The organism is Rhizobacter sp. P3_B12, from assembly GCF_056402895.1.
Genome location: NZ_JBFUGN010000121.1, coordinates 1 through 10,604 on the forward strand (window position 1 = coordinate 1; position 10,604 = coordinate 10,604).

The 10,604-nt window shown below is 70.1% G+C and carries 12 protein-coding genes; 4 read left to right on the top strand and 8 right to left on the bottom strand.

All coding sequences use genetic code 11. The features are described 5' to 3' along the window. The 4 genes from AC1D01_RS09425 to AC1D01_RS09440 all read left to right on the top strand — a co-directional run. A partial coding sequence (locus AC1D01_RS09425; protein WP_477865785.1) for a 6-pyruvoyl trahydropterin synthase family protein occupies positions 1-1,177 on the top strand: 1,177 nt, incomplete at its 5' end. Between the two features lie 31 nt (positions 1,178-1,208). Next, a complete protein-coding gene (gene queE / locus AC1D01_RS09430) occupies positions 1,209-1,844 on the top strand; it encodes a 7-carboxy-7-deazaguanine synthase (RefSeq protein WP_477865786.1) in 636 nt (211 codons plus the stop codon). 4 nt (positions 1,845-1,848) lie between these two features. Continuing rightward, a complete protein-coding gene (locus AC1D01_RS09435; RefSeq protein WP_477865787.1) occupies positions 1,849-2,394 on the top strand; it encodes a methylated-DNA--[protein]-cysteine S-methyltransferase in 546 nt (181 codons plus the stop codon). 38 nt (positions 2,395-2,432) lie between these two features. Then, on the top strand, positions 2,433-2,756 hold the full coding sequence (locus AC1D01_RS09440; protein ID WP_477865788.1) for a hypothetical protein: 324 nt from the start codon (positions 2,433-2,435) through the stop codon (positions 2,754-2,756). Positions 2,757-2,766: 10 nt separating this feature from the next. Here the strand turns inward: AC1D01_RS09440 and AC1D01_RS09445 are convergent, their stop codons facing one another. The 8 genes from AC1D01_RS09445 to AC1D01_RS09480 all read right to left on the bottom strand — a co-directional run. After that, positions 2,767-3,849, bottom strand: a complete 1,083-nt coding sequence (locus AC1D01_RS09445) for a hypothetical protein (protein WP_477865789.1) — start codon at positions 3,847-3,849, stop codon at positions 2,767-2,769. Between the two features lie 320 nt (positions 3,850-4,169). Then, positions 4,170-4,892 carry an ABC transporter ATP-binding protein gene (locus AC1D01_RS09450; protein ID WP_477865790.1) on the bottom strand — a complete coding sequence of 241 codons (723 nt, stop codon included), beginning with the start codon at positions 4,890-4,892 and terminating at the stop codon, positions 4,170-4,172. Beyond that, complete coding sequence (locus AC1D01_RS09455; protein ID WP_477865791.1) at positions 4,889-5,638, bottom strand: ABC transporter ATP-binding protein; 750 nt, start codon at positions 5,636-5,638, stop codon at positions 4,889-4,891. Before AC1D01_RS09455 ends, AC1D01_RS09450 begins: the two co-directional genes overlap by 4 nt. After that, positions 5,635-6,597, bottom strand: a complete 963-nt coding sequence (locus AC1D01_RS09460; RefSeq protein ID WP_477865792.1) for a branched-chain amino acid ABC transporter permease — start codon at positions 6,595-6,597, stop codon at positions 5,635-5,637. Before AC1D01_RS09460 ends, AC1D01_RS09455 begins: the two co-directional genes overlap by 4 nt. Next, positions 6,597-7,469: a branched-chain amino acid ABC transporter permease gene (locus tag AC1D01_RS09465; RefSeq protein ID WP_477865793.1), complete on the bottom strand. Its 873-nt coding sequence runs from the start codon at positions 7,467-7,469 to the stop codon at positions 6,597-6,599. Before AC1D01_RS09465 ends, AC1D01_RS09460 begins: the two co-directional genes overlap by 1 nt. Position 7,470: 1 nt before the next feature. After that, positions 7,471-8,640: an ABC transporter substrate-binding protein gene (locus AC1D01_RS09470; protein ID WP_477865794.1), complete on the bottom strand. Its 1,170-nt coding sequence runs from the start codon at positions 8,638-8,640 to the stop codon at positions 7,471-7,473. 17 nt (positions 8,641-8,657) lie between these two features. Then, on the bottom strand, positions 8,658-9,473 hold the full coding sequence (locus AC1D01_RS09475) for an alpha/beta fold hydrolase (RefSeq protein ID WP_477865795.1): 816 nt from the start codon (positions 9,471-9,473) through the stop codon (positions 8,658-8,660). Positions 9,474-9,476: 3 nt separating this feature from the next. After that, positions 9,477-10,604: benzoate-CoA ligase family protein (locus AC1D01_RS09480; RefSeq protein ID WP_477865796.1), on the bottom strand; the 1,128-nt coding region annotated here is incomplete at its 5' end.

The following is a 10,604-nucleotide window of genomic DNA, read 5'->3' on the forward strand; positions in this document are numbered from 1 at the left end:
CCCGTGGACGGCGCCGCGCAACGCCCACGGACCGTGGGCGTTCCTGCTTCCAGACTCCCACAGAGACAGCGTGCCGATCAAGACCCTCCACTGTGCCGCCAGCGGCTTCGAGTCCGCCTGCGAAGTGAGCCTGCTGCCCGCAGGCCATCGCTCGCGCCGCCTGCATGGCCACAGCTTCCTCGCGACGCTGCGCGCCGAATTGCCGCACGGCTGGGCCGCCTTCCCCGGCGGCGAGGTCGAACGCCTGCGTGCCGATCTCGAATCGCGCACCGCGCAGCTCGACTACCGCCTGCTCAACGACATCGTCGCGCAGCCCACCGACGAGAACCTCGCGCGCTGGATCCGCTCGCAGCTCGACGCGCCCGGCATCACGCAACTCGGCATCCAGAGCACCGCGCACGGCGGCGTCGACCTCGATGCCACCGGCCAGGCCCATGTCTGGCGCCGCTACCTGTTCCAGGCCGCGCACAAGCTGCCGAACGTGCCGCTCGGCCACAAGTGCGGCCGCATGCACGGCCATGGCTTCGAGGTCATCATGCACGCCAACCAGGACCTCGGCGCGCGCGACCTCAGCATCGACTACGACCACCTCGACGACTGCTGGGCCCCGCTGCACCACGAGCTGAACTACGGCTGCCTGAACGACCTGCCCGGCCTGCAGAACCCGACCAGCGAGCTGATGTCGAGCTGGCTGTGGGAGCGCCTGAAGCCCACGCTGCCGGAGCTGTCGTGGATCACCGTCTACGAAACCGCCTCGTGCGGCGCCAACTTCGACGGCCGCCACCACCGCATCTGGAAGGAGTTCACGCTCGACAGCGCGCTGCAACTCAAGCACGCGCCCGACGGCAGCCCGCTGCGCCGCATCCACGGCCACACCTACACGCTGCGGCTGCACCTCGCCGCACCGCTCGACACGCTGATGGGCTGGACCGTCGACTTCGGCGACGTGAAGACGCTGTTCGATCCGATCTTCAAGGCGCTGGACCATCGCCCGCTGTACGAGATCGAAGGCCTCGCCGATGGCGACACCGCGACACTCGCCGCATGGATCCTGAAGGAGGCACGCGCCGTGCTGCCGATGGTCGATCGCGTCGACCTCTACGAAACGCGCGGCTGTGGCGCCATCGTGATCGCCGACCAGGCCGAGGTGCAGGCCGGCCTCGCGATCCCGATCTGAACCGACGCGTGAACCAACGGAAGGACGCAGCATGACCTACGCGGTCAAGGAAATCTTCTACACGCTGCAAGGCGAGGGCGCCCACGCCGGTCGCCCCGCGGTGTTCTGCCGCTTCGCCGGCTGCAACCTGTGGTCGGGCCGCGAGCAGGACCGCGCGACGGCCGTCTGCCAGTTCTGCGATACCGACTTCATCGGCACCAACGGCGTCAATGGCGGCAAGTTCGACACCGCGCTCGCGCTGGCGCAGGCCGTCGCGTCGCACTGGCCGAAGCCGCACGCCGGCCGGCCGTTCGTCGTGTGCACCGGCGGCGAGCCGCTGCTGCAGCTCGACGAGGCGCTGGTCGACGCCTTCCATGCGCAGGGCTTCGAGATCGCCGTCGAGACCAACGGCACCCAGCCCGCACCGCCGGGGCTCGACTGGATCTGCGTCAGCCCGAAGGCCGATGCCGAGCTGGTGCTGACGCAGGGCCATGAGCTCAAGCTCGTCTACCCGCAGCCGAAGGCGATGCCCGAGCGCTTCACTTCGCTGAAGTTCGACCACTTCTTCCTGCAGCCGATGGACAACCTCGAGCGCAAGCGAAACACCGAGCAGGCGGTGGCCTATTGCCTGGCCCACCCGCTGTGGCACCTGAGCGTGCAGACGCACAAGTACATCGGCATCGCGTGACGCGATGAACGTCCGCCACGCCGTGTTCGCCACCGCCATCGGGCCCTGCGCGATCGCGTGGGGCGCGCAGGGCATCGTCGGCAGCTGGCTGCCCGATGCCGACGAGGCGGCGTTGCGCCGGCGCATCCAGCGGCGGCTGCCGGAGTCGGTCGAGGGCCTGGCGCCGCAAGACATCCAGGTCGTGATCGACCGCCTGCGGGCGTTGATGGACGGCGAGCGCGTCGACCTGTCGGGCGCGCCGCTCGACATGATCGGGCTGCCTGATTTCCACCGCCGTGCCTACGCGATCGCGCTGGCGATCCCGCCCGGCGAGACGCGCAGCTACGGCGAGATCGCGCAACAGCTCGGCGAGCCCGGCAGCGCCCGCGCGGTCGGCCAGGCGATGGGCAGCAACCCGTTCCCGCCGATCGTGCCGTGCCACCGCGTGCTGGCGGCGGGCGGGCGCTCCGGCGGCTTCTCGTCGCCGGGCGGTATCGACATGAAGCGCCGGCTGCTCGGCATCGAGCGTGCCCGCATCGGCAGCGAGCCGGGCCTGTTCGACGAGCTGTAGGGCGGGCGCGTGCTGCGAACGCTGGCATCATCGGCGCGATGTCCGATGAGTACCAGATCCACGTTCCGCCGTCTTTCTACGCGCTGTACACCGATGCCCGCCAGCGCCTGACCGTGCCGCTGGCCGAGCTGCGCGAGCGCTACGAGCTGTGCGAGGACCTGTCGCAGCACCTGAGCGAGCGTGCGAGCGCCCAGCATTTCGGCACGGGGGCTTCGCAAGCATCGGTGCTGGCCGATTGCCTGCGCGGCCTGCAGGCCGGTCCGGTGGTGTCGAAGGACGAAGCGGTGTGGGTGGTGCACCGCCTCGCGGAGGTGCTTGGGTGGCCGTTCCTCGACAGCGGCGAACCGGCCGCCGAGGACTGAACCCGGCGAACTACTCGGCCTGGCCGCTGTTGCCGCCGTTGGCCGCCATCGTCGTCGCCGCCGGCGCCTTCGGGGCCTCCAGCAGCGCCACCGTCGGGCTCTTCAGCGTCTTCGCGAAACCCACCACCGTCTGGGTCGGCTGGTACGGCAGCGACTGCCACGGGTTCGCGCCATGGCTCAGCAGGAAGCTCACCATCTGCGTCTGCGCGCGCTCGTCGTTCATGAACGCCGGCACGATGACGCGCGCCAGCGGAATCCACGGCAGCTGCTGCCCCTGCGTCGACGGCACCTTGTCGACCAGCTTCGGCTCGCGCTTGAACCACCATTCGAGCGCTGCATAGTCGGAGGTGCGCAGCGCCTCTTCGAACCCGGCGGCCAGCTTGCCCTGGTACGGGCCGAGGCCGGCTTTCGCGGTGTGGCCGGTGGCCTCCAGCCTGGCCGCGAGCGGCGTCTGCAGCGCGCTCGGGTGCAGTGCGCTCAGCGGGCTGAAGTTGAGCTGGCCGACCGCCAGGTCGCCCTGGTCCGACCATTGCGCGATCACCTCGTCGAGCCCGGCGGCGCGCGCGCTCGGCGAGCTCAGCAGGCGCAGCACGTCATGGTTCACCGCGCGCGAATCGCCCTCGGCCAGGAAGCGCAGCGAGCGCAGCGCCTGCGGCGAGGCCTTCGAGAAGTCGACCGGGTTCGGCGAACGGGCCAGCGCGACCATCGGCGGCTGGTAGCAGGTCTCGGGCTGCGCGCCCTTGTCGAGCAGTTCCGGCAGCACCGGCCAGAACTGCGGATCGCGTGCCGCGATCGTCAGTGTGCATTCCTGGAAGCCGCTGGCGCGGATGTCGGCGACCTTCAGGCTGCCGGGCTGGAACGGCAGGCAGCGCGCGGTCAGCGCCCGCTGGGCCGAGTTCAGCGCCGCGCACGACTGCGGATCGCCTTCGGTGAACTTGGCGTGGATGTGCTTGATGATTTCCCAGGTCGGGCTGGTGTCGGTCGCGATGCCGGTGGCGCTCATGATCGCGCCGGCCGTGGTGGTGCAGCCGCTGGTCAACAGCAGGCCCGAGATCGCGGCGCCGAGCGCCAGCAGCCGTGGCAGAAAGTTCATGGTGTAGCGCTCCCAACGCACAGCCGCCCGGCTCGTGGCCGGAATGCGTTCTACAGCGCAAAAAGCAAGCCATCGCTGCCGGACGCGTCCAGGCAGGTGCACGGCAGAAATCCGAACCGGTGCACGGCTGCACGAAGCAAGCGCCGGCGCGGCTTGCGCGCGATGTTGGGAGGCACTCGCCTGCCGGCGGCCGGCGATACGGATGCTGACGCAGCTGACACAAAAGGGAAGCCTGCCTTGCCGAAGGGGTCATCTCGCGCAAAAAACGGCAGCCCCGGCGACAGGTGGTAACGCCGCGTATCGGTCCTCAAGAAAGAAGCTCAGACGCCGAGCCAGCGCGTGAGTGCCGCGTGGTCTTCTGCGAGTGCCGAGGAGCTCGAGGCGCAGACGATCCGCCCCTTCTCCAGCACCACCGCCTGGTCGGTGTGCTCCAGCACGCGCCGCACGTTGCGATCGACGATCAGCGTGCTGATGCCGCTCGCACGGATCTGTGCGATCACGCGCCAGATCTCGGCCACCACCAGCGGCGCCAGGCCTTCGGTCGCTTCGTCGAGGATCAGCAGCTGCGGGCTCGTCATCAACGCGCGTCCGATCGCGAGCATCTGCTGCTCGCCGCCCGAGAGCTGCTGGCCGCCGTGCGCCAGCCGCTCGCCGAGGCGCGGAAACGTCTCCAGCACGCGCTCGAGCGTCCACGGCCGCTGGCCGTCGGCTGCGGCGCGCGCCGCCATCACGAGGTTCTCGCGCACCGACAGGTTCGGGAAGATGCCACGGCCCTCGGGCACGTAGCCGGCGCCGAGCCGCGCGATGCGCTCCGGCGGCCAGCCGGTCACGTCGCGGCCCTGCCAGCGCACCCGGCCGGCGCTCGGCCGCAGGTAGCCCATCAGCGTGCGGATCAGCGTGGTCTTTCCCATGCCGTTGCGCCCGAGCAGGCCGAGCGCGCTGCCGGCCGGCACCGTGAACGACACGCCGTGCAGCACGCGGCTGTCGCCATAGCCGGCGTGCAGCGCATCGATCTCGACCAGCGGTGCGTTGGCGGCCGTCATCCATGCCCCTCGCCGAGGTAGGCCGTCACCACCTGCGGATGCTCGCGGATGCGCTGCGGCACGTCGCAGGCGATGACCGCGCCGTTGACCATCACCGTGATGCGGTCGGCGATGCGGAACACCGCATCCATGTCGTGCTCGACCAGCAGGATCGCGTGGCCCGCCTTCAGCGACTGCAGCAGCGCGAGCATGCGCTCGGTCTCCTCGGCGCCCATGCCGGCCAGCGGCTCGTCGAGCAGCAGCACGCGCGGCCGGGTGGCCAGGCACATCGCGATCTCGAGCTGGCGCTTCTGGCCGTGGCTGAGCGTGCCGGCGAGGTGCGCGGCGCTGTCGGCGAGGCCCGCGGCCTGCAGCGCCTGCCCGGCCACCTCGCGGCTGGCGCTGCAGCGCTGCGCCGATTGCCACACCTGCCACGGCCGCTGCAGCGCGGCCTGCGCGCTGAGCCGGCAGTTCTCCAGCACGCTGAAACTGTCGAAGATGGTGGTGCGCTGGTAGCTGCGGCCGATGCCGGCGCGCGCCCGGCGCGGCTGCGACCAGCCGGTGATGTCGTCCTCGCCGAAGCGGATCTGCCCGGCGCTCACCGGCAGCTCGCCCGACAGCAGGTTGATCAGCGTCGACTTGCCGGCGCCGTTGGTGCCGATCACCGCGTGCACCTCGCCGAGCCGCAGGTCGAGCGAGACCGCGTCGACGGCAGCGAGGCCGCCGAAGGTGCGCGACAGGCCGGTCGCCTGGATCAGCGCGCTCATGCAACCCCCCGGCGCCAGCGGATGCCGACGATGCCGCGCGGCAGCAACGCGACGAACGCGATGATCGTGAAGCCGAGCGTCATCTGCCAGTGCGCCGCCAGCGGTCCGACCAGTCCCTCGCTCGCGAACAGCTCCTTCAGCAGCGTGAACGCCACCGCGCCGACGATCGCGCCGCGCAGCGGGCCGAGGCCGCCGAGGATGATCATCAGCAGCACCGCGCCCGACTCGTGCCACGACAGCAGCTCCGGGTTGACGACGCCGTCCTGGATCGCGAGCAGCGCGCCGGCCAGCCCGGCCAGCGCGCCTGCGATCACGAAGGCCGCGAGCTTGTAGCCGTAGGTGCGGAACCCGACCGCCCGCATGCGCGCCTCGTTGACGCGGATGCCCTGCAGCGCATGGCCGAAGCGCGAGCGCAGCAGCAGCGCGAGCCCGCCCCAGGTGAACGCGAGCGAGGCCAGCACCAGGCCGTAGACATGGCGCTTGTTCTCGAGGTCGAGCAGCGTGGTGTCGCCCAGCCGCAGCACCGGCCGCACGTACAGGTAGATGCCGTCGCTGCCGCCGCCGAGCTTGGTGTCGTGGAAGACGAAGTAGGCCATCTGCGCGAACGCGAGCGTCACCATGATGAAGTACACGCCGCGCGTGCGCAGGCTCAGCGCGCCGACGAACAGCGCATACGCGGCCGCGCCGCCCATCGCCGCCGGCAGCAGCCACCCGAGCGACGCCCCTTCGCCCTGCGGCGACGCGAGCACCGTCACGTAGGCGCCGATGCCGAGGAAGGCCGCGTGCCCGAGGCTCACCAGCCCGGTCGCACCGACCAGCAGCTGCAGGCTCAGCGCGAAGATCGCCGAGATCAGGATCTTGACGGTCAGGTCCATCAGGTACGGCGACAGCAGCGCCGGCAGCAGCGCCAGCGCGAGCAGCACCGCCGGTGGCAACCAGCGTGACCCGGCGGGCGGCATCAGTGCCCCCGCCGCATCAGGCCTTCGGGCCACCACACCAGCACGATCGCCATCAGCAGGTAGATGCCGATGCCGCTCAGCTCGGCGAAGAACACCTTGCCGAAGGTATCGACGAAGCCGACCAGCAGCGACGCGACCAGCGCGCCGGTGATCGAGCCGATGCCGCCGATCACGACGATCACGAAGCTGACGATCAGCACGCTGCCGCMCATGCCCGGGTACACCGACGACATCGGCGCGGCGATCATGCCGGCCAGCGCCGCCAGCGCGACGCCGGCCGCGAACACGCCGCGGTACAGCAGCCGGATGTCGATGCCGAGCCCGCGCACCATGTCGCGGTTGCTGGCGCCGGCGCGCACCATCATCCCGAGCCGCGTGCGGTTGACCACCAGGTACAGCAGCGCCGCGATCGCGAGGCAGGCGGCCGACGCGAACAGCCGGTACACCGGGTACGACATCAGCTCGCCGAGCGCGATGCTGCCGGCCAGCCAGGCGGGCGGCTGCACGCCGTGCACGTCGTTGCCGAGCAGCAGGCTGCGCGATTCCTCGAACACCAGGATCAGCGCATACGTCATCAGCACCTGCTGCAGGTGCTCACGCTGGTACAGGAAGCTGAAGAACGCCCACTCCAGCACGAAGCCGAAGGCCGCCGCCAGCAGCGTGCCGACCAGCAGCATCAGCACGAACTGATCGACGAAGTACGGCGCCAGCGCGAACGCGAGGTAGGCGCCGATCATGTAGAAGCTGCCGTGCGCGAGGTTGATCACGCCCATGATCCCGAAGATCAGCGTCAGCCCGCTGGCCACCAGGAACAGCAGCAGGCCGTACTGGACGGCGTTCAGGCACTGGACCAGGAAGGTGGTGGCATCCACCTCAGAGCTTGCAGCCGCGGGCCGGGTCGGCGAGCGCCTTGACGGCGATCGACTTGAACTCGTTGTTCGCGCCCTTCACCTCGCGCAGGTACATGTCCTGCACCGGGTTGCCGGCCGCCGACAGCGTGAACTTGCCGCGCGGGCTGTCGACCGTCGTCTTGCGCATCGCGGTGGTCAGTGCCTCGCGCCTGGCGAGGTCGCCCTTCACCGCGTTGAGGCCGGCTGCGAGGATCTGCGCCGCGTCGTAGCCCTGCACCGCGTAGACGTCGGCGTTCGTCTTGTACGCGAGCGCGAAGCTCTTGCGGAACGCGTTGTTGCGCGGCGTGTCGAGGTTGTCGGCGTAGTGCAGCGTGGTCAGCAGGCCCTGCGCGGCGGCGCCCTGGGCCTCGAGCGTGCCGTCGGTCAGGAAGCCCGAGCCGTACAGCGGGATGGTCTTGTTCAGGCCCGCGGCGGCATAGTCCTTGACGAACTTCACCGCGCCGCCGCCGGCGAAGAACGCGTACACCGCGTCGGGCTTCTGCGCCGCGATCTCGGTCAGCAGCGCCTGGAACTCGACGTTCGGGAACGGCAGGTTCAGGTCTTTCACCACCTTGCCGCCGCCCTTCTCGAAGGCCTCGGTGAAGCCCTTGACGGCCTCGCTGCCGGCCGCGTAGTTCCAGGTGATCGTCATCGCGCGCTTGTGGCCCTTCTGCGCCATCACGACGCCGGTGGAGTAGCCCGGCTGCCAGTTCGAGAACGAGCTGCGCACGATGTTCGGCGAGCACAGCGGGCCGGTGATCGCGTCGGCACCGGCGTTCGGGATGATCAGCAGCGTGTTGCTTTCCTTGGCCGCCTTCGCCATGCCGAGCGCGACGCCCGAGTGCACCGTGCCGACCAGCACGTCGACCTGGTCGCGCTTGATCAGCTTGTTGACGTTGTCGGTGGCCTTGGCCGGCTCGGACTCGTCGTCGACCTTGAAGTACTGGATCTCGCGGCCGCCGAGCTTGCCGCCCTGCTCCTGCACGTACAGCCTGAAGCCGTTCTCGATCATCGTGCCCAGGCTCGCGTAGGTGCCGGTGTAGGGCAGCATGAAGCCGATCTTGATCGGGCCGGCGGCCTGCGCATGGGCCCCGCCCATCATCGCCATCGASATCGCCAGGGCCGCGAGGGCCGGGAGTTTGATCAGGTGCATGCCAGTCTCCGTGAGGTTCAGGATTCGAGGGGGTCGGACAACCCGGTGATGAAGCGGCCGGCTTCGTGGATCACGAGGTCGGGTTGGTCGCGGTGCGGCGAGTGGCCGCAGTGTTCGATCTCCAGCAGGCGCGTCTGCGGGGCACGCCGCGCGATGCCGCGGATCTGCTCCAGCGTACCGTATTCGTCGTCGACGCCTTGCAGCGCCAGCACCGGGCAGGTGATCGCGGCCAGCTCGTCTTCGATGCTCCAGCGGCGGAACGACGGATCGAGCCAGATGTCGTTCCAGCCGCGGAACGCCGACTCCGCATCGGCATGGTAGCGGCCCAGGCGCTGCGGCAGATCGGTGGTTTCATAGGTGTGGCGGGCGCGCTCGATGCTCGCGATGCTCAGGTCCTCGACGGCGATGTGCGGCGCCATCGCGACGACGCCCGCGGTCGGGTGCGACGCCGCATGCAGCAGCGCGATGCTGCCGCCGTCGCTGTGGCCGAACAGCCAGGGCCGCTCGATGCCGAGCTGCCGCAGCAGCGCCGGCAGCACCTCGCGCGCCTGCACGTGCATGAAGTCGACCGGCCAGCGCTCGTCGCGCGGCTTCGGCGTCGACTGGCCGTAGCCGTAGCGCGAGTACACCAGGCCGCGCAGGCCGTGCGCCTCGCACAGCTGGCGCGGGAAGTTCTTCCACATCGCGAGCGAGCCCAGCCCTTCGTGCAGGAACACGACGACCGGCCGCGTCGAGGCCGCATCGCCGACCCATTGGTACTCGAGGCGCAGCGATCGGCCGAGCCTGTCGAGCTCGGCGAACTGGATCGGTTCGGCGTAGCGGCGTCCGACCATGCGTCAGGCCGATGCCTCGCTCGCGTCATTCAAGGCGCGCAGCTTGAAGCGCTGGATCTTGCCGGTCGCCGTCTTCGGCAGCTCGGTCGTGAAGAGGATCTCGCGCGGCGTCTTGTGCGGTGCGAGCCGCGTCTTCACGAAGGCCTTCAGCGCGGCCTCGAGCTCGGGGCCGGCCACGTGGCCCTTGCTCGGCACGACGTAGGCGCGGGTCTTCGTCAGCCCCTGTGCATCGGCCAGGCCGATCACCGCGCACTCCATCACCGCCTCATGGCCCATCAGCGCCGACTCGACCTCGATCGGCGACACGTACTGGCCGCTGACCTTCAGCATGTCGTCGCTGCGGCCGGCGTAGGTGTACCAGCCGTCGGCATCGACCACGTACTTGTCGCCGCTGCGCACCCAGTCGCCCAGGAAGGTCGAGCGCGTCTTGTCGCGCCTGTTCCAGTACAGCAGCGCGGCGCTCGGGCCGCGGATGAACAGGTCGCCGATCTCGCCGGGCGCGACCGGGCGGCCGTCGTCGCCGCGCAGTTCGAGTTCGTAGCCCGGCACCGGCTTGCCGGTGCAGCCGTAGCGCAGCGCGCCGGCGCGGTTGGACAGGAAGATGTGCAGCATCTCGGTCGACCCGATGCCATCGAGCACGTCGCAGCCGAAATGCGCGCTGAAGCGTTCGCCGACCTCGCGCGGCAGCGCCTCGCCGGCCGAGGCGCACACGCGCAGCGCGACGGCATCGCGCGGCGGCAGCGCCTCGCTCGCGAGCAGCGCGACGTACAGCGTGGGCACGCCGCAGAACACCGTCGGGCGGTGCTGCGTCAGGCGCTGGAAGACCGCGGCCGGCGTCGGCCGTTCGGCCATCAGCACGACGGTCGCGCCGACGCTCAGCGGAAAGGTCAGCGCATTGCCGAGCCCGTATGCGAAGAACAGCTTGGCGGCCGAGAACACGGTGTCGTCCTCGCGCACGCCGAGCACCGGCTGGCCGTACAGCGCGGCGGTCCAGTACAGGTTGGCATGGCTGTGCACCGTGCCCTTGGGCTTGCCGGTGGAGCCGGACGAGTAGAGCCAGAACGCGAAGTCGTCGGCGTGCGTGTCGGCGGGGGCGGCGAGCGGCGGGGTGTCGAGCAGCGCGGCGAACGG